Here is an 18,868-nt window from a genome sequence, read left to right as displayed (position 1 = left end):
TCTGCGGGTCTTCCTGCGGTCGGGAGGTCAGGCGGGGGCGGGGAGCGCGGCGTACACGCCGAGAAGGACCTTCGCGTCGTGTTCCCACGACAGGAGCGGTTCGGCGGCGCGGACGCCGGCGAGCAACTCCGGGTAGCGGTCGCGGGCTTCGCGGATCGCGGCGGCCAACGAGGCGGCGTCGCCGGGACGGTAGAGCGTGCCGAGGCCGTGTTCGCGGACCACGCGCGCGAGTTCCTGGACGTCGGTGGCCACGACCGGGACTCCGGCTCGTATCGCGTGGAAGAGCTTGTTGGGCATCGCGAGCCGGTGGTTCTCCCACCGGTCGGAGTGGGTGACCAGGGCCAGGCCGGCGCGGCGCAGCAGCGCGTCGACCTCGTCGACGGGCAGAGCGGTGCGGACGTCGCAGGGGCCGCGGTCGAGGGCGGCGAGGTAGGTCTCGTCGGCGGGCCCGACGAGCGTGACGCGGACGTCGGGCAGGCCGCGCGCGGCCCCGACGATGGCCTCGATCTCGCGGTAGGGGGCGATGCGGCCCGCGTACACGGCTCCTTCGGGTGCGTCCGGGATCGCCACGTCGGCGGCGGCCGTCCCGGACGGGAAGGTGTTCTGGACGACGGTGACGTGCCGCCAGCCGTAGCGCGCGCGCAGCGCGTCGGCGACGCCCGCGCCGACCGTGATCACGGCGGCGGCGCGGTGGCCCAGTTCGCCCTCGATTTTGGCCTCGCGTGCGGCGCGCACGGGCGTGGGGCGGCCCACGCGCGGGCGGCCGGACCACAGTTCGTGGGTGTCGTAGACGAGGGGGACGCCGCGTTCGCGGGCGAGTTCGGCGCCGAGTTCGAGGGTGTTGAAGTCGTGGGCGTGGACGACGTCGAAGGCGCGGGCGCGGGCGTCGCCGCGGGCGGCACGGGCCCACGCGGCGAACGCGGAGGCGCGGTGCTGCGGGAGCAGGGCCCAGCGCGCGGCGCGCATGTGCGGCGGGAGCCGGCGGCCGGCGCGTTCGGCGCCGACGGGTGCGCCGGCCTTCTGGAACACCGACGCGCCGCCGACCGACGACACCGTGACGCCGGGCGGCGGCGTCCATTCCTCGGGGACGCCGCGGCCGATGACGTGCACGTGGTGCCCGGCGTCCGCGAGGGTCGAGGCCTCGCGGACGACGCGGGTGTCGGTGGCGACGGTGGTGATGACGAGCATCAGGATGTTCACGGCGCCGCGGACTCCGGTGCTCCCGCGGCGTCGGGGCTGCTCGCGGCGACCTGCTCGGCGAGGCTCCGCGGGCTGCTGAGGAAGCCGGCGGCCCACGCGCCGTGCATGGTGGCCATCGCGACCGGGAGGCGTACGCGTGCGGAGAACTCCAGCCCGCGGCCCTCCCACAGCGATCCGCCGACGATCGCGGCGGCGTACCCGGCGGGCAGCGCGAACGCGGGGCGGAATCCCGCCGCGCCCGCGACCGTGCCCGCGACGACGCCGATGAGCGCGGCGGGGGCGGCGAGGTAGCGGGGGTTGACCGAGCCCTTGTGGTGGCGGGTCACGACGCGCCGCCAGCGCCCGTAGTCGAAGTACTGCCGGGCGAGCGCCTTGACGGTCGGCCGGGGCCGGTACGAGACGCGCAGGTCGGGCGAGAACCAGACCAGGTGCCCGGCCTGCCGGATGCGGTAGTTCAGCTCCCAGTCCTGCGCGCGGACGAACTCCTCGTTGTAGCCGCCGAGTTTGTCCAGGATGTCGCGGCGGAACACGCCGAGGTAGACGGTGTCCGAGGGGCCGGCACCGCCTCCGGTGTGGAAACGCGCGTTGCCCACCCCGAGTTTGGACGTCATCGCGGCGGCGACGGCCTTCTCGAACGGCGTGGTGCCCTCGGCGTCCATGATCCCGCCGACGTTGGCGGCGCCGGTGTCGCTCAGCAGGTCGACGGCGACGCTGACGTAGTCGGGCGGCAGGATCCCGTGGCCGTCGACGCGGACGACGACGGGGTGCCGGGCCGCGCTGATCGCGGCGTTCAGGGCCGCGGGAGTGCGCCCGCTCGGATTGGGCACGGTACGCACGCGGGGGTCGGCCTCGGCGAGCCGGGCGGCGATGGCGTCGGTGTCGTCGGTCGACGGCCCCAGCGCGATCACCAGTTCGATCTCGCCGGGATAGTCCTGGGCGAGCGCGCGGCGCACCGCCTCTTCCAGGTGCCGTGACTCGTTCAGCACCGGCATGACGACCGATACCGGCGGCGTCGGCGGCAGGGGCGGAAGGTCGCCGGGGCGGTCGGCGGTGGCCGAGGGCGACGGAGGCGTGGGCTCGTGTGCGGTGGGGTTCATCGGACCTGAGGGTACTGCGGAAGAGAAGCGGCGTTGACAGGGTCCGACCGGTGGACCCGCGCGTTCGTCCGGCGCCGCCGATCGGCGGCGGGTACCGCGGCGCGTCTGAGCCGGTTTCCCGGAGGCCCGCTCTAGGCTGTGCCTCGGGGTTCTTTTCGGGTCATCCCGTCTGGGACCGGGGACGGGTACGCGTCGGACGACGGGATCGGTGGCGGGAGCGGCAGACGAGGCGGCGCGGGCGTAGTGGCACAGGAGGGGAGAAGCAGCGATGGCGGCACGCGGCAGGACGACACGAACCCCTCCCCCCGCTCCTCCCAGACGCCGCTGGGGCCTGGCCCTGACCGGTTTTCTCGCCGTCGCCATCCTGGTGACCAGCGGGATCGGCTGGGCGTGGGTCAAGTACATGGACGGCAAGCTGCACCGCGTCAATCCGTTCTCGAGCTCGCAGTCGCGGCCTGACACGGGCGCGGCGGACGACCTCAACTTCCTGATCGTCGGCACCGACAGCCGCGAGGGCGTGCCGCGCAAGACGCTCAACCAGCTGCACGCGGGCGGTGAAAGCTGCGACTGCACCGACACGATGATGATCGTGCACCTCAGCGCGAAGCGCGACAAGGCGACCGTGGTGAGCATTCCGCGCGACAGCTACGTGGCGCTGCCCGCGCACAAGGACAAGAACACCGGCAAGGACATGCCGGAGACGCGGGGCAAGATAAACGCCGCGTACACGCGTGGCGGGCCCGCCCTGACCGTCGCGGCCGTCGAGCGCGCGACGAACATCCGGATCGACCACTACATAGAGGTCAATTTCCTGGCGTTCGTGGGCGTCGTCGACAAGCTCGGCGGGGTGGAGATGTGCTCGCCGATCCCGCTCAAGGACCCCAAGTCCGGGCTCGACCTGCCGGCCGGCACGTCGCACCTGGACGGCGTCCGGTCGCTCCAGTACGTCCGCTCCCGCTACCTGCCGAGCGACCCGACCGGCGACATCGGCCGCACCGAGCGCCAGCAGAAGTTCATGTCGCAGATCCTGGCCCGCGCGACGAGCACGGGAACGCTGGCCAACCCGGTGAAGCTCCAGGGCGTGCTGGACGCGGTCTTCTCGTCGATCACGGTCGACGAGGGCCTGAGCGTCAAGGGGCTGCTCGATCTCGGCACGAAGCTGAAGGGCCTGTCGAACTCGGGTGTCACGTACGCGCAGATCCCGCTCGCGTCGATGGACCACCAGGTGGGGGGCTGGGGTTCGACGGTGCTGTGGGACGACGCGAAGGCGCGCGTGCTCTTCGACGCGATCCGCGACGACCGCGACCTCGCCGAGCCGTCGAAGCCCGCGTCGCCGTCCGCGAGCCCGGCCGCGTCCGAGCCGCCCGGCCCGGCGGCGGTCGAGGTCGCGCCGTCCGAGGTGTTCGTCCAGGTCTACAACGGCACCGCCACCACGGGCCTCGGCGCCCGCGTCCACGCGGACCTGTCCGCCGCCGGCTTCCCCATGAACGCCGCCGCCCGCGACGGGTCGACGCTCGGCATCAGCGGGATCGAGCAGACGCTGATCCGCTACGACCCGCGCTGGAACCGCTCGGTGCAGACCGTCGCGGCGGCCCTGCCCGGTTCGAGACTCGAACCCGTCGAGGGCCTGGGCCGCACCATCGAGGTCGTCGTCGGCTCGTCGTACGCGGGCGTCACCCCCGTCGCCGCCGCCGCCACGGCCTCGCAGCCACCCGCCCCGACCCCGGGCGCGGGATCCGGCGCACCCTCCGCCTCGCCGCCCATCGAGACCACGACGGGCGACAAGGTCGTGTGCGACTGAGCGGGGCCGCCGCGCGAGGTGGGATCGCGGGTGGAACGACCGTTCCACGCGAGCGCGTCGCGCGATCCCGCGGCCGGTCGCGGGCACGGGCACGGGCCATCCCGGCGTCTGGCGCCCGTGCCCCGGGTGGGTGGGGGCACGGCGACGGCGTCCGGACCTGGTCACGACCGCACGAGGATCCCCGGGGACCGCCGCACCACGCGTCCCCCGCGCCCCACCGCTGTCATGTCCGCCCGCGAAAGGGACACATACGTTCCAACCGCGCCACAGACAGGTCGTAGTCCGGTACAACGATTGCCCGGTCCCCGCGGGCGGTGAGAGCTTCGAGCGTATGAATTCATGGCCGCCCGGCTGGGCCGAAGAGGACGGGCTCCGCGGAGGTCCGCGACGCGGTGGCGGGGAGTCCCCGCCCCCCGCGGAGTCCGGTGCGCCCGACGCCGATCCGACCGCGGTGCTGCCGCGCGACCGGCTCGGCCGCCCGATATCCCCGCCCGGCGCGGTTCCGAACCGGCCGGAGGGCACGCTCCCCGCATCCGGTGGCGCCGGCCCTCCGGCGGCACCGCACGCCGCGCCGCTCCCGCCCGACGCGCAACCGACGCGAGCCCTGCCCGGGAACGCGCGGCAGGGCGGGTATCCGCCGCAGCCGTCGCCGCAGGAGGCCGCCGCGCGGGCGGGTATCGGCGATGACGACGCGCGGACGGTCCCGCCGCGCCCGCTCGGCCGTCCCGGAGGCCCCGACGGACCGGACGGGCCCGACTCCCCCGGCGGTCCGGAAGCACCGAAACCCCCGCGCGGCAAGCCGAACTGGAAGAAGCGCGTCCTCATCGGCGTGACCGTGTTCCTCGCGGTCGTCCTGCTCTTCCTCACCGGCACGTACTTCTGGCTCGACTCCAAGATCCGCCACGAGGACGTGCTGGGGAACTACGACGGCCGCCCGGCCGCCACCGCCGGTACGACGTGGCTCATCGTCGGCTCGGACTCGCGCGAGGGCCTCAGCGACGACGAGAAACGCGAGTTCAAGACGGGCGACGCGGAGGGCAAGCGCACCGACTCGATGATGCTGCTGCACAAGGGCAAGGGCGGGACGACGCTCATCAGCCTGCCGCGCGACTCGTACGTGGACATCCCGGCGTACGAGAAGGGCGACGTCAAGGTCCCGGCGCAGAAGAACAAGCTCAACGCGGCCTACGCGTTCGGCGGCGCGCCGCTGCTGGCCCGGACCGTCGAGATGGCCACCGGTATGCGGCTCGACCACTATGCCGAGGTCGGCTTCGGGGGCTTCGTCGGCATCGTCGACTCGCTGGACGGCGTCGACCTGTGCCTCGACAAGCCCATCAAGGACAAGAAGTCCGGCGCCGACCTCCCGGCCGGCTGCCAGACCCTGAACGGCAAGGAATCGCTGTCGTTCGTCCGGGCCCGCTACTTCGACCCCACCTCGGACCTGGGCCGCATGCAGCGCCAGCAGCAGTTCCTCGCGGCGCTCGCGAAGAAGGCGAAGTCCCCGTCCGTGCTGCTCAACCCGTTCAAGGGCTTCCCGATGGCGGACGCCGCCCTGAGCGCGGTGATCGTCGACAACGACACCGGCCTCTTCGACCTGTACGACCTGTTCAAGGACATGGGCTCGTTGTCCGGCAAGAAGGGCGGCACGATCACCGTCCCGATCGCCAACCCGGACTACGACCCGCCGGGCGAGGTCGGCTCGTCGGTCCTGTGGAACGACAAGAAGGCCACCGCCCTCTTCGACGCCCTCAGGGAGGACAGGGAGGTCCCGCGCTGAGGTCCCGTACGAGAGGGCACGGGCGGAAGCCGTCTCCGGCTTCTCCGTCCGTGCCCTCGCTGTCGTGATGCCGCTGACATGGAGGCGGCCTGGCGTGATCGGGCTACTCCGGACCGGTCAAAGCGCGCGAACCGGCCAGACACGGCCGTCAGCCTCGACAACGATGGTGTGCTCGCCGTCCGCGTCGATCGCGATGCGGTACGCCTCACGCATCGGCTCCCCCTGCTCTGCGTAGCTCTGCCAGAGCCCCGCCAACAGGTCGGCCAGTCGCCGGGGACCGGCTTGCCGCGCGGTCCCGTTCGCGAAGATGTGGGCGATCGAACCGTCCCGGTGCCAAATGACCAACTCGCCGACTTCCGGCGTGTCGGTCAACACATCGTCGGACGAAAGCGACAACGACACGAGGAACGAGAACCCGGTGTCGTCCCAGGCGCTCGGCGGCATCCCGCACGGTTCCGCCGGACCATCCGGGTTCGTGGGGCGCGTCGGCATGACGTCGCCACCGGGAGCGCGGAGTTGCATGAAGTACGCACCGGTTGGAAGGAACCTCCCTTCGGCACTGCGGTCTTCAGCGATGTCCAGCACGGCAACACCCGCACCGAGCGGTGCGACGATGCGTCCGCCGGGACATACGGCGAGGCGCCACGAGTCCGGGATCCGATCGACAGCGCATGTGGCGATCAGGCGGTCGGCGCTTCCGTGGCGAAGAACGTCGCGGCTGCCGCCGTCTGCCAGGACAACCGTGACAGCCGCGTGCCCCGCGGCATCAAGCGCACCGCGAGCTGCGTCGACAAGCTCGGACGCGACATCGACCGTCACAACGTTCTCGTCACCCACCAACCGGCCGAGCAGAGCGGCGTTGTACCCGGTGCCGGTACCGATCTCGATCACAGTCGTCCCGGCGCTGACATCAAGTGCTTCATGCATGTCGGCCATGAGCGATGGGACGGTGGACGAGGACAGGGGATTCGGCCACGCCGAGGTCAGGAGCACCTGATCGGTATAGACCTCGGTCAGCCAGTTCGGGTCGTCGCGGGTCACCTCATCACTGGTCCACGCGCCGTCTTGGTTCTGGCGACTGCGCGTGAACCGAGGCGCGTAGACGTGGCGGGGTTCTTGCCGGAACGCCTCTGCGACGTCCGGCTGTTGCGCGTGTCCGGCCGTCTGCATGCGCTCAACCAAGAGCGCTCGCAACGTTGCGGCTTCGACTTCGATGGAGTCGGTCACTGATTCGCAGCCTCTTCCAGGTGATCCGCGATGGCGTGCGTGATGTCGTCGCTGTCGGGTGTGAAGGCCCACTGCCCGGCGGGATTGAGTTCGAGCGCCCAGATGGTGCCCTCGGCGTCGCGCAGAAGATCCCACGCGGCAAACAGCAGACCGAACTCGCGGGTTACGCTCCGGATCGCGTCCTGGACGGAATCGGGGAGCCCGCCCGGCTCGTCAATGACGTTTTCCGGGTCGACGGCCCTCACGTCCAGGTACGGGCTCGCTGCGTGCACTTCGCTGACGAACAGCTTTTCTCCGACGACCGCGACGCGGTATTCGGCGGCTTTGTCGGCGATCTCGCGTTGGAGTTGGTTGGCCGTCGCCCGCGCACGGACGTCGCCGAAATGCTCGGGCGGGACGCTCGCGGTGAACAGCACCCGGTACCCGTCCGGGCCGTCGTACGAGATGGGGCCGAGAGTCTTCGAGACGCTCGACCCCTCGCCGCAGAAAGCGCCGTGATCCTCCGGCACGTTCCCGATCCACGTATCCGGGACGGACAGCCCAGCGCGAGCAAACGCGGCCAACTGCGCCGGCTTCGTGCACGCGGTGATCGCGTGGGGGTGGTTCATCCACGTCACGTGAGGCAGCGCGTACAACACTCCGCCCATGCCGACGCGCGCTTCGCGTGAGGCGAACTCACGGGGTGGGCCGGACGCGACGGTCTGGGCGGGATACGCGGATGGGCGCCGCCAGTACACGGCACGTAAGTGCACGTGTTGCACTGGCGATTTCGCCGTACCACCCACTCGCCCCGAGTCGCGCCGACAGCGCGACTGAATCCGGGAACGCTCCGACGTCGATGCGGGAGAGCGGCACCCGGCGGCGGTTGAGTTCGTCGATCACCAGATCGGCGGTCGGGTCGATCGGCCCCGTGGCGACCAGAATTCGCGGGCGGTCAGGCATTGGGCGTGGCGTCGTCGGGCTGCCCGGTGTCGATCGCGCCCCGCGTTCCGTCCGAACGGATGTTGGACGTCGTGACCTGCCCGCGCTGGGAAGGCGGCATCTCGGAGATCGGAACGCCGTCCCAGAACGTGATCTGGCGGGCGGGGTCGAAAGCGACGTTCACTCCGGTGGGAATGGGAGCACCGTTCGCGGGCATCGCGTGGTCGAGGTGGAGCGGTACGAGTTTGTGTGCGGTGGTTGCGTGCATCGGGTCGGTGGTGACGGTTGTCTGCATGCTGTTGCCTCCCTGGGCTACGGGTTTTGTTGAGTAGCTGTGATGCCGGAACTCGGCCGCAGATTGCGGGTCCGATCCGGACGGAGGGACGCACAGAAGCGCTCCGCGATGAACTCGTCCAAATCGCTCCGCACGACGGCGACCGCGCGTTCACGGTCCCCTTGCGGTAGGGCCCGCAGCATGTCCCGCGCCGTCTCGATGACTTCGTCGACGGTCAGGAACGCGGCGTCGTACAGGTCGGCGTCGACACGCTGAAAGGTGAGCGCCACCGAGGCGTCCGGAATGCCGCCCGGCGAGACCTCAACCAGTCGCGCAAGCACCGGAACCCCCTTCGGGAGTCTGGGACATCGCCCGATGACAGGGCACGCACAACCATCGGGTACCGCCGGCACCGGACGCCGCCTCCACCGGCACGGCAACGACCGAAACCCGAGGCACAATTGCGGCAGGACTGCGAAACCGGCAACGGGCGCACTCACGCATCGCCTGTGTCGTGCTCTCCCGGCAGCGCGGACATCCGCACGGCGGCCACACTTGCGGCGAGGGGATGTCCAGCCACGAGCGGGCGACGGATCGGTGGGGCCGGACCTCAACGCGGTTCCCGGTGACGGGATCGACGCGGTAGACGCTGAGGGTCATGAGGCGGACCCGCGGGCCGGTCATCGGACGCCCCCGAGGGACGTAAGCCGTCGTTCGTGGGCGATCAGATAAGGGCGAACGCGTGAGAAGCGGTCGAGCTCTACCGTCGGATTCGAGTCGTTTCGCTGTCCCGAGCGCGCGGCTTGGACCTGCGATGCTGCCGACGGCGCGTGAGCGGCACCGGGCCGCTCCCCAGCCCGATGCCGGCCCGTACCGGAGACGAGAAACAATCGCAGCCATAAGGCAGTTCGGCGGGTACGCTCCCGCACGCGGGCACTGCTTCGCGGCGTCAGTCGGCTCTGAGGGCTGCGCCCACGCGCGTGCAGGGCCCGATGTCTGTCCAGCGGATACTCGGCCTCGCCCGTCGAATCTGCCACGAACGAGACCGATTTGGTTCTTTCGGCCATGCAACGACCGTAAATTGCCTGCGACCTGACGAAGGCTAGGATTCCTAGCCCTCGTCGTTCAGCTCGCCAACAAGCCGATCTTCTCGGCCGTCACTGCAGCCCGCTCACGGCGGGGAGCGTTGCGCACGTCCAATTCCTCCAGCAGGATTCGGCGAGCGTAGCTGTTGTACGCCACCGTTTCGGGTGCCGCCTCATACGCCGAGTCAATCGTCGCGACGGCGACCTCAGGCTGCCGGTCCAGGTAGAACGCACGAGCCTGTTCGATCCGATGCCGCGCCCGGCGTGGCCTCGACGGGATCACGGACGCTTCGGCGCCCTGCGCCTGTCGCACCGATTCGCCGCCCTGATGCAACTCGACCGCCACCGTTACCGCATGCGCGGACATGATGGCACGCGAGAACGACGTCACCGGGTGGTAGTAGGACGAAGGGAGCCGCTGGGCCACCGCATTCGCCTTGTCCCAGTACCCCCACGCCACTCCGGCCTCGCCGCGCTGGGCTGCGGTGTAAGCCGCCTCGAACAGCAACGCCCCCCAGATCGCGTGGACTTCGACAGGAGCGTCCGGCACCAGCGGTTCCAGGTACGTGGCCGCGCCGAGGTTCACCGCGTCCGCAGCCTCCCAGTCCCCCGCATCACGGTGAGCCTGCGCCGCCAACCACGATGCGACACCGATCGCGTGCGGATCGCCGGACTCCTGAGCGGCCATCATGCCCCGCTCCGACACCCGCCACAGCAGGTCGGCAACGGGTTGATACGCCACGAAGAACTGCGCAAGCGAGTACACCTCGCTCAGCAGCGCCTGCGCCGCGTGCCGCGACGACGGGGACTCCGCCTGCCGTACGGCCAGTTGGGCGTCCGCGATCAGGCTCGGCAGCAACTCACCCACCACGTCGCGGTGATAGGGCGAGGCGTGCCGCGCGGCCCACGCACGTGCCAGCCGGGCTCGCAGATCCGCCGGTGCCGCGGCCTCCCGATCCGGGAGAACCGTGAACGCGTTGAGCGCGGCGCGCACCTCGGGCAGTCGCGCGTGGCCGGGACCGCTGAACTGTTCAACCCGGATGGATTGCCCTCCCGTCAATTGCGAGAGGTCTCGAATGCGCAGCGCCTCGGCAATGCGCATGAGCTTGCTCAATTTCGGCATCCCAATGTGGTTGCTTTCAACGCTCTTGACCCAGGCCGGGGACATGCCGACAAGACCGGCGAGAACCTCACGGGTCATGCCTCTGCGCAGCCGAAGGACCTTCAGCCTTTGACCGAAGCTCAGTTCGTCACTGGTCGGAGGGATAGCATCGGACATCTCAGCCCCGCCCTTTCCTCTGCAAGTCGCACTCACAGGGTACGGCGCGGCACCTCTCTCCAGGGATCACTCCGATGAGCTGCCGACTACAGGCGCTGATCGCGTCCCCACCCGGTGCGTCCCGACGCCTGATCGGGTGGCAAGTTGGTGAATTCCCTTCCCGGCTCGCCTCCTGCGAGTACCGTCGCCCACACATTCGACTTGGGGGGCAATACCGTGGAAACCAGCATGTACCGGCTCACCGTGCACCCGATCCATTCGGTAGGCGGCAGGAGCCTCGGCTGAGCCCCGACCGTGAGCGTGGCCGCGCCGAGACGCTATTGCCCACGGCACGCCTAGAGGGGGAATCCGGGGTGTGGGAAGCTGAAAGCCGCCGAGGAAGGGGTGCCGACAGTCATGGTCGACAAGTACCGGGACCCGATCCTCACGCCCCTCGAAACGGCCCGCCACCTGCGCATTCCCGATCGGACACTGCACCGGTGGATCCACGAATCCGCCGACGGCGTTCCGCTCATCCACGCCGTCGCACCCGAGAAACGCGGCTGGGCGTCGCTGCCGTTCATCGCGGTTGTCGAGGCCTACGTCCTCCAATCCCTCCGCGACCTCGGCCTTTCCCTGGCGAAGATCCGCGAGGCCGCGGAAGCGGTACGCCGCGAGTTCCGCGAGCCCTACGCCTTGGCGACGCAGCGGATCTGCACGGATGGGATCGACATCTTCGTCGAGATGGCCGACGGCGAGGGAATCCACCGCGCTCGCGACGGCCAGCGCCCCATCCGCGAAGTCATCAGTGGGTACCTGCGCTACATCACCTGGGCATCCGACGCCTCACCCCAACGCCTGCGCCTGCGGACCTACCCCGACGTCGCACCGGTCATCATCGACCCCCGATTCGGCTGGGGCTCACCGGTCGTGGAGCAGAACAAGGTGACCGTCGACGCCATCGTCGACCTTTGGCGCTCCGGCGAACCCTTGGACGTGGTCGCGGACGAGTTCGAGTTGTCACATGAGCAGGTCGAAGCGATCTGCCGAACAGCCGCCGCCTGAGTTCTGCTTCGACCGCAACCTCGGCAAGTCCGTCCCCGCACGGCTTTCCGAACTCGGGTGGAAGGTCCACCGCATCTGCGACCTGTTCCCCGACGACGCACAGCAGACCGACGACGCGACCTGGATCACCGCCGCGCTCGTTCGGGGCTGGGTGCCGGTGTGCAAGGACGGACGGATCCGCGGCCGAGACCACGAACGCCGACCGCTGGAAGAACACGCGGGCGTTCTGTTCTACCTCGACAACCAGGGGCTGCCGATCGCCGAGATGGTGCGTCGGCTGCATGCCGCCCAGGACGCGATCCACCGGGCTGTCGCCCGGTGCGGGCCGGCGACATACGCGGTACGCGTCGACCGGATCGAACGCACCTGGCCATAGGCAGGACAATCCGCCCCGCCCTCCCGAAGAGAGCGGAGCAGATTCGCGCTGAATTTCACGCCCTGCTCGGACGTATTACGGCAGGTTCCGGGACATGACGATGCGCTGGACCTGGTTGGTGCCTTCGTAGATCTGGGTGATCTTGGCGTCGCGCATCATGCGTTCGACGGGGTAGTCGCGGGTGAAGCCGTAGCCGCCGAGGAGTTGGACGGCGTCGACGGTGATGTCCATGGCGGCGTCGGAGGCGTAGCACTTGGCGGCGGCGCCGTGGAAGGTCAGGTCGGGGTCGTTGCGTTCGGATTTGGCGGCGGCCTGGTAGGTGAGGGCGCGGGCGGCCTCGAGTTTCATGGCCATGTCGGCGAGCATGAACTGGATGCCCTGGAAGTCGGCGATGGGTTTGCCGAACTGCTTGCGCTCTTTGACGTAGCCCTTGGCGTAGTCGAGGGCTCCCTGGGCGATGCCGAGGGCCTGGGCGGCGATGGTGACGCGGGTGTGGTCGAGGGTGGCCATCGCGGTGGCGAAGCCGGTGCCCTCCGCGCCGATCATCCGCGACGCGGGGATGCGGACGTTGTCGAGGTAGACCTCGCGGGTCGGGGAGCCCTTGATGCCGAGCTTCTTCTCCGGCGCGCCGAAGGAGACGCCCTCGTCGGACTTCTCGACGACGAACGCGGAGATCCCGCGCGAGCGCTTGGCCGGGTCGGTCACCGCCATGACGGTGTAGTACTCGGACTCGCCGGCGTTGGTGATCCACCGCTTGACGCCGTTGAGGACCCAGGTGTCGCCGTCGCGGACCGCGCGGGTCTTCATCCCCGCCGCGTCGGAGCCGGCCTCGGGCTCGGACAGGCAGTACGAGAACATCGCCTCCCCGCGCGCGACCGGCGCCAGGTAGTGCTTCTTCAGCTCCTCCGACGCCGACAGGATCAGCGGCAGCGACCCGAGCTTGTTCACCGCGGGGATCAGGGACGAGGACGCGCACACGCGGGCGACCTCCTCGATCACGATCACCGTCGCGAGGGCGTCCGCGCCCGGCCCGCCGTACTCCTCCGGTATGTGCACCGCGTGCAGGTCGTTCGCCGTCAGCGCGTCCAGCGCCTCCCGCGGGAACCGCGCCTGCTCGTCCACGTCGGCCGCGTGCGGGGCGATCTTCGCCTCGGCCAACGCGCGGACCGAGGCACGAAGCATCTCGTGCTCTTCGCCGATACGGAACAAATCGAAGTCGCCACGTCCTGCCACTTGCGGGCCTGCCTCTCCTGGTGCCGCGTTCACGTCTCTTGATATCGAGATATTATTACCGACGAGTAATCGGACGTCCTAAGATTCTACGTTGTCCCCCACATGGCTCCGAACGTCGGAGCACGGGTGCCGAGTGCCCCGCGCGGACTACGATCCGGGCGTACGCACGACGCAAGCCCCCGACGACGTCTGGAGGCGGTGTGGCAACCGCACCCCGCAGCACCGGAGCCCACGACACCGAGCACGAGGCCACCGAGAACACCGCCACCGGACTCCGCATCACCGTGATCGGCACCGGCTATCTCGGGGCCACCCACGCGGCATGCATGGCGGAGCTGGGCTACGAGGTCGTCGGGGTCGACGTCGACCCCGACAAGGTCGCCGCACTCCAGTCGGGCCGGGCCCCTTTCTACGAACCGGGCCTGGAGGACCTGCTCGCCCCCCATCTCGCGTCCGGCCGCCTGCGGTTCACCGCCTCGGTCGAGGACGCCGCCGCGTTCGGCGACGTGCATTTCATCTGCGTCGGGACGCCGCAGCGCAAGGGCGAGTTCGCCGCCGACACCCGCTACCTCGACGAGGCCGTCGACGCCCTCGCCCCGCACCTGGACCGCCCCTGCCTGGTGGTCGGCAAGTCGACGGTCCCGGTCGGCACCGCCGCACGGCTCGCCGAACGCCTCGCGGAGAAGGCGGCGTGCGGCAGCGCGGCCGAACTCGCCTGGAACCCCGAGTTCCTGCGCGAGGGCCACGCCGTCCAGGACACCCTCAAGCCCGACCGCCTGGTGGTCGGCGTCCGCTCCGAGGCCGCCGAGGCCCGGCTGCGCGAGGTGTACGCGCCGCTGATCGACGCGGAAGTGCCGTTCCTGGTCACCGACTTCGCCACGAGCGAGCTGGTGAAGGTGTCCGCCAACGCGTTCCTGTCCACGAAGATCTCGTTCATCAACGCGATGGCCGAGGTGTGCGAGGCGGCGGGCGCCGACGTCACGCAGTTGTCCCGGGCACTGTCGTACGACCCCCGCATCGGCGGGCTGTTCCTCAACGCCGGGCTGGGATTCGGCGGCGGCTGCCTGCCCAAGGACATCCGCGCCTTCATGGCCCGCGCGGGCGAGCTGGGGGTGGACCAGGCGCTCACGTTCCTGCGCGAGGTCGACGCGATCAACATGCGCCGCCGCTTCAAAATGGTCGACCTGGCCCGCGAGGCGTGCGGCGGCGGCTTCCTCGGCCGCCGGGTCGCGGTGCTCGGCGCCGCCTTCAAGCCGGAGTCCGACGACATCCGCGACTCGCCCGCGCTCAACGTCGCCGCGCAGGTGCAGCTCCAGGGCGGCGAGGTCACCGTCTACGACCCCAAGGCCATGGACAACGCCCGCAAGATGTACCCCGGTCTCGGCTACGCCGAAAGCGCGTTCGAGGCCGCGCGCGGAGCGCACGTCGTCCTCCATCTGACCGAATGGCGCGAGTTCCGGGAGATCGACCCCGCCGAGCTGGCCGAGATCGTCGCGGAACGCGCCATCATCGACGGTCGCAACGCTCTCGACTCCCCGCGCTGGCGCGCGGCGGGATGGACGTTCCGGGCGCTCGGGCGACCGTGATTTCACTCCGTCGTGTGGTGGCGCGGCGGAGCGGGGTGCACGATTAGCCGCATGGCATATGACGCTCCCGGTGTCATCACCGACGACGAGGCGATCAGGGACTTCCTGATCCGGTACAAGACGTGGGCCGTGGTCGGGCTGAGTTCCAACATGGCCCGGCCCGCCTGGGGCGTGGCCGGATTCCTGCAGGGCCACGACAAACGCATCATTCCGGTGCACCCCAAGGCCGAGACGGTCCACGGTGAGCGCGGCCACGCGCTGCTGGAGGAGGTCCCGGACCCCGTCGACGTCGTGGACGTCTTCGTCAACGCCGAACTCGCCCCGGAGGTGACCACGCAGGCGGTGGCCATCGGGGCGAAGGCGATCTGGTATCAGCTCGGCGTCGTCAACGACGACGCCGTCGCGATGGCCGTCGACGCGGGCCTCCGGGTGGTGGTCGACCGCTGCCCGGCGATCGAATGGCCTCGTCTCATCGGCGCCTGAAGGAGCGCGTGCGAGCGGCCCTGTCCACCATCCCCCGAGAGCGTGAGGGGCACAGCATGTCGTACGTCGACGACGCGATCATCCGGCGCATCCTCTCCCACCGCACGTGGGCGGTCGTCGGACTCAGCACCAATTCGCACCGCGCGGCCTACGCGGTCGCCGCCCACCTCCAGCAATGGGGCAAGCGCATCGTGCCGGTCCACCCCCGGGCGGAAACCGTGCACGGCGAGCCCGGCTACGCCTCACTCGCCGACATCCCGTTCCCGGTCGACGTCGTGAACGTCTTCGTCAACCCGTCGCGGGCGGGCGACATCGCCGACCAGGCCGTCCGGATCGGCGCGCAGGCCGTCTGGTTCCAGCTCGACGTCGTCGACCCCGCGGCGTACGCACGCACCACCGCCGCCGGCCTCGACATGGTCATGGACCGCTGCGCGGCGGTCAGCCTGCAGCGGGTGAGGCTGGCCAGTCCGGTTTGAACGCCGCTTGGTCCGCGTGACGCGGCACCCGACACCATCAAGGGAAGAAAAGGGCCATCGGACGGCACTTTTCTTCCCTTGATCCTGTCTGGTCCCGAACGACTCCGGCTCAGTCCCGAAGGGACTCCCGCAGCCGGCGGCCCTTCTCGGTGGCCTGAGCCTTCAGCTCGGCCTGGAAGTCCGTCATCCGCGCCAGCAGCGCCGGGTCGTGGGCCGCGAGGACGCGCACGGCCAGCAGGCCCGCGTTGCGCGCGCCCCCGACCGACACGGTCGCGACCGGCACACCCGCCGGCATCTGCACGATCGACAGCAGCGAGTCCATGCCGTCCAGGTACTTCAGCGGCACGGGGACGCCGATGACCGGCAGCGGGGTCACCGACGCGAGCATGCCCGGCAGGTGGGCGGCGCCTCCCGCGCCCGCGATGACCACCTTGAGGCCGCGGCCGGCGGCGTCGGCGCCGTACGCGATCATCTCGTTCGGCATGCGGTGCGCCGAGACGACGTCGGCCTCGTACGGGATGCCGAATTCGTCCATGACCTCGGCGGCGGCCTTCATGACCGGCCAGTCCGAGTCGGAGCCCATCACGATGCCGACGACCGGAGCGGCGGGCGGGGCGGTGGTCACTCGGTGATGCTCCCTCGCAGGTAGGCGGCGGCGTGGGCGGCGCGTTCACGGACATCGTCCAGATCGTCGCCGCACACGGTCACGTGGCCGACTTTGCGGCCGGGTTTGACGTCCTTGCCGTACATGTGCACGCGAACGCCCGGGTCGCGGGCCATGACGTGCAGGTACGCGCGGTACATGTCGGGGTAGTCGCCGCCGAGCACGTTCACCATCACGGTCCACGGCGCCCGCGCTCGGGGGTCGCCGAGCGGCAGGTCGAGGACCGCGCGGAGGTGGTTCTCGAACTGCGAGGTGACCGCGCCGTCGATGGTCCAGTGGCCGGAATTGTGGGGCCGCATCGCCAGTTCGTTGACCAGGATCCGCCCATCGCGCGTCTCGAACAGTTCGACCGCGAGGTGCCCGGTCACCCCCAGCTCGCCCGCGATGGTCAGCGCGATCCGCTGCGCCGCGACCGCACGCTCCTCGGACAGGCCGGGCGCGGGCGCGATCACCTCGTGGCAGATGCCGCCGACCTGGACGCTCTCCACGACGGGGTACGCCACGGCCTGCCCGTGCGGCGAGCGGACCACGCAGGCGGCCAGCTCGCGGGCGAAATCGACCTTCTCCTCGGCCAGCACGGGGACCCCGGCCTTGAAGGGCGCCTCGGCCTCCTCGGGGCCGCGGACGACCCACACGCCCTTGCCGTCGTAGCCGCCGCGCGTCGTCTTGAGGATCACCGGCCACCCGCCGACCTCGTCCGCGAACGCCGCGACGTCGGCCGGGTCGGCGACGATCCGGTTGCGCGGGCACGGCACCCCGACGGCCGCCAGGCGCTCGCGCATGACGCCCTTGTCCTGGGCGTGGACGAGCGCGTCCGGCCCCGGGCGCACGGCCACACCGTCGGCTTCCAGGGCGCGCAGCAGCGCGGTGGGAACCTGCTCGTGGTCGAACGTGACGACGTCACACGGACGGGCGAACGCGCGCAGATCGTCGAGATCCGCCTCGTCGCCGACGACGGCGTCGGCGACGACCTGGGCCGCGGATTCGTCCGGCCCGGACGCGAGGACGCGCAGGCGCACGCCGAGGGGGATTGCGGCCTGTTGGGTCATCCGGGCGAGCTGGCCGCCCCCGACCATGCCGACGATCGGAAAAGTCACGGGAACCAAGGATATCCGGCCACGAACGGCGGCTCGGACGCGGCCGGGAGCGGGCGGAGGGGACGGTACCGGTGTGACGTGAGGGACGTACCGGCGTACTCCGGACAGTGCCCCCGATCATGCCTTTGCGCGTGTAATGACTGTGCAACAGCTGCGCCGACGTCTCGCGAGGACACCCACCGGTTGCGGCTACTCTCGTCAGGTGAGTCGTCTGTGCAGTCAGGAGAGCCGGTGAGTGCCGCCCCCGCGGGTCCGACAGCCGATCCGGAAGCACGGCAGGGGCGCATCGCCCGAGCGCGTACCGAGATCACGCAGTTTCTGATCGCCGGTGGTCTGGCGTATGCCGTCGACGTCGCGGTTTTCAACCTGTGCCTGTACCTGGGCCTGGGAGCGGTCACCTCGAAGATCATCTCTTCGGTGCCCGCCACGATCGTGGCGTACGTGGGCAACCGCTACTGGACGTACCGGAACCGCGAGCGCACGGGTGTCACCCGTGAATACACGATGTTCTTCGTGTTCAGCGCCATAGCGGCGGGCATCCAGGCGTCCTGCGTCTTCGTGTCGCACCACCTGATGGGCCTCACCGGGACGCTGGCCGACAACATTTCGGGCAACATTGTCGGTATGGCCCTCGGAACCCTGTTCCGCTTCTGGGCGTTCCGCACATTCGTGTTCAAGCACAAGCAGCCGGAGGCCTCGGCCTCGTCGGAGCCCGCGATGTCCCAAACCGGCGGCGGTACCTCGTGAACGCCCTCAAGCGCGTTTACGCGCGATTCGGATACCTCGTCCAGGAGACGCTGAAGTTCGGCGCCGTGGGCGGGTTCGGTGTGTTCGTGAACATCCTGGTGTTCAACGTCTGCCTGTACCAGCTCGATCTCGCGCCCGTCCGGTCGTCGATCATCTCGACGGCCGTGGCGATCGGTGTGAACTACATCGGCAACCGGTTCTGGGCGTTCAAGCACCGCAAATCGGCCGACCAGCGCCGCGAGGTCCTGCTGTTCCTGCTGTTCAGCGGTGTCGGGATGGCGATCGAGGCGGGTGCGGTCGCGGTTTCGCACTACCTGCTCGACTTCACCAGCACCAAGGCGGACAACGTCGCGAAGTACGCGATCGGCCTGCCGCTGGGCACGCTCTTCCGCTTCTGGTCCTACCGCACGTGGGTGTTCACCGGGACCCACGCGGACGCCCTGGACCGCGAGGCCGCCCGGCTGCTCGCGCAGGAGTCCACCGGCTCGCGCCGCTGACCCC

Annotated in this window: 19 protein-coding genes; 9 read left to right on the top strand and 10 right to left on the bottom strand. The window is 70.1% G+C overall.

What is annotated here, in order from left to right:
• Positions 1-27: 27 nt before the first annotated feature.
• Both LO772_RS21560 and LO772_RS21555 read right to left on the bottom strand, forming a co-directional pair.
• Positions 28-1,200, bottom strand: a complete 1,173-nt coding sequence (locus LO772_RS21560; RefSeq protein ID WP_231773678.1) for a glycosyltransferase — start codon at positions 1,198-1,200, stop codon at positions 28-30.
• The gene (locus LO772_RS21555; protein WP_269453242.1) at positions 1,197-2,222 is read right to left on the bottom strand and encodes a glycosyltransferase family 2 protein; all 1,026 of its coding nucleotides are present in this window, start codon (positions 2,220-2,222) and stop codon (positions 1,197-1,199) included. Before LO772_RS21555 ends, LO772_RS21560 begins: the two co-directional genes overlap by 4 nt.
• A 343-nt stretch (positions 2,223-2,565) precedes the next feature.
• Between LO772_RS21555 and LO772_RS21550 the strand changes: the two genes are divergently transcribed.
• Entirely contained in the window at positions 2,566-4,098 is a 1,533-nt protein-coding gene (locus tag LO772_RS21550; protein WP_231773677.1) for an LCP family protein, read from the top strand.
• A 331-nt stretch (positions 4,099-4,429) separates the two neighbouring features.
• Positions 4,430-5,875 carry an LCP family protein gene (locus LO772_RS21545; RefSeq protein WP_231773676.1) on the top strand — a complete coding sequence of 482 codons (1,446 nt, stop codon included), beginning with the start codon at positions 4,430-4,432 and terminating at the stop codon, positions 5,873-5,875.
• Positions 5,876-5,992: 117 nt separating this feature from the next.
• Here LO772_RS21545 and LO772_RS21540 read toward each other — a convergent pair whose 3' ends face one another.
• From LO772_RS21540 to LO772_RS21520, 5 genes are all read right to left on the bottom strand, one after another.
• Entirely contained in the window at positions 5,993-7,102 is a 1,110-nt protein-coding gene (locus LO772_RS21540; protein WP_231773675.1) for a methyltransferase domain-containing protein, read from the bottom strand.
• Positions 7,099-7,518, bottom strand: a complete 420-nt coding sequence (locus tag LO772_RS21535) for a hypothetical protein (RefSeq protein ID WP_231773674.1) — start codon at positions 7,516-7,518, stop codon at positions 7,099-7,101. Before LO772_RS21535 ends, LO772_RS21540 begins: the two co-directional genes overlap by 4 nt.
• A 518-nt stretch (positions 7,519-8,036) precedes the next feature.
• On the bottom strand, positions 8,037-8,318 hold the full coding sequence (locus tag LO772_RS21530) for a hypothetical protein (protein ID WP_231773673.1): 282 nt from the start codon (positions 8,316-8,318) through the stop codon (positions 8,037-8,039).
• Between the two features lie 17 nt (positions 8,319-8,335).
• Positions 8,336-8,638 carry a hypothetical protein gene (locus LO772_RS21525; RefSeq protein ID WP_231773672.1) on the bottom strand — a complete coding sequence of 101 codons (303 nt, stop codon included), beginning with the start codon at positions 8,636-8,638 and terminating at the stop codon, positions 8,336-8,338.
• A 784-nt stretch (positions 8,639-9,422) separates the two neighbouring features.
• Positions 9,423-10,661, bottom strand: a complete 1,239-nt coding sequence (locus LO772_RS21520; protein ID WP_231773671.1) for a helix-turn-helix domain-containing protein — start codon at positions 10,659-10,661, stop codon at positions 9,423-9,425.
• Positions 10,662-11,057: 396 nt separating this feature from the next.
• Between LO772_RS21520 and LO772_RS21515 the strand changes: the two genes are divergently transcribed.
• Both LO772_RS21515 and LO772_RS21510 read left to right on the top strand, forming a co-directional pair.
• Complete coding sequence (locus LO772_RS21515; protein ID WP_231773670.1) at positions 11,058-11,705, top strand: DUF433 domain-containing protein; 648 nt, start codon at positions 11,058-11,060, stop codon at positions 11,703-11,705.
• Positions 11,665-12,081, top strand: a complete 417-nt coding sequence (locus LO772_RS21510) for a toxin-antitoxin system, toxin component, PIN family protein (protein ID WP_231773669.1) — start codon at positions 11,665-11,667, stop codon at positions 12,079-12,081. The genes LO772_RS21515 and LO772_RS21510 overlap by 41 nt, the downstream gene beginning before the upstream one ends.
• A gap of 75 nt (positions 12,082-12,156) precedes the next feature.
• Here the strand turns inward: LO772_RS21510 and LO772_RS21505 are convergent, their stop codons facing one another.
• Positions 12,157-13,314 (bottom strand): acyl-CoA dehydrogenase family protein, encoded by a 1,158-nt coding sequence (locus LO772_RS21505; protein ID WP_231773668.1) that lies wholly within the window; start codon positions 13,312-13,314, stop codon positions 12,157-12,159.
• Positions 13,315-13,598: 284 nt separating this feature from the next.
• Here LO772_RS21505 and LO772_RS21500 point away from each other — a divergent pair, with 284 nt between their 5' ends.
• Genes LO772_RS21500 through LO772_RS21490 form a run of 3 tightly spaced genes read left to right on the top strand, consistent with a single transcriptional unit; the run spans position 13,599 to position 15,859 of the window.
• Positions 13,599-14,900: a UDP-glucose dehydrogenase family protein gene (locus tag LO772_RS21500; RefSeq protein WP_269453241.1), complete on the top strand. Its 1,302-nt coding sequence runs from the start codon at positions 13,599-13,601 to the stop codon at positions 14,898-14,900.
• 51 nt (positions 14,901-14,951) lie between these two features.
• The gene (locus LO772_RS21495; RefSeq protein WP_231773667.1) at positions 14,952-15,383 is read left to right on the top strand and encodes a CoA-binding protein; all 432 of its coding nucleotides are present in this window, start codon (positions 14,952-14,954) and stop codon (positions 15,381-15,383) included.
• A gap of 56 nt (positions 15,384-15,439) precedes the next feature.
• Positions 15,440-15,859 (top strand): CoA-binding protein, encoded by a 420-nt coding sequence (locus tag LO772_RS21490; protein ID WP_231779655.1) that lies wholly within the window; start codon positions 15,440-15,442, stop codon positions 15,857-15,859.
• A gap of 109 nt (positions 15,860-15,968) precedes the next feature.
• Here the strand turns inward: LO772_RS21490 and purE are convergent, their stop codons facing one another.
• The gene (gene purE / locus LO772_RS21485) at positions 15,969-16,442 is read right to left on the bottom strand and encodes a 5-(carboxyamino)imidazole ribonucleotide mutase (RefSeq protein ID WP_231779654.1); all 474 of its coding nucleotides are present in this window, start codon (positions 16,440-16,442) and stop codon (positions 15,969-15,971) included.
• Between the two features lie 38 nt (positions 16,443-16,480).
• Positions 16,481-17,599 (bottom strand): 5-(carboxyamino)imidazole ribonucleotide synthase, encoded by a 1,119-nt coding sequence (locus LO772_RS21480; RefSeq protein ID WP_231779653.1) that lies wholly within the window; start codon positions 17,597-17,599, stop codon positions 16,481-16,483.
• A gap of 252 nt (positions 17,600-17,851) precedes the next feature.
• Here LO772_RS21480 and LO772_RS21475 point away from each other — a divergent pair, with 252 nt between their 5' ends.
• The gene (locus tag LO772_RS21475; RefSeq protein ID WP_231773666.1) at positions 17,852-18,367 is read left to right on the top strand and encodes a GtrA family protein; all 516 of its coding nucleotides are present in this window, start codon (positions 17,852-17,854) and stop codon (positions 18,365-18,367) included.
• Positions 18,364-18,864, top strand: a complete 501-nt coding sequence (locus tag LO772_RS21470) for a GtrA family protein (RefSeq protein ID WP_231773665.1) — start codon at positions 18,364-18,366, stop codon at positions 18,862-18,864. The genes LO772_RS21475 and LO772_RS21470 overlap by 4 nt, the downstream gene beginning before the upstream one ends.
• Positions 18,865-18,868: the final 4 nt, after the last annotated feature.

The sequence above is a fragment of the Yinghuangia sp. ASG 101 genome (assembly GCF_021165735.1).
Classification (GTDB): domain Bacteria; phylum Actinomycetota; class Actinomycetes; order Streptomycetales; family Streptomycetaceae; genus Yinghuangia.
The sequence above is the reverse complement of the archived record's forward strand: the minus strand, read 5'-3'. Positions and strand labels throughout refer to the sequence as shown.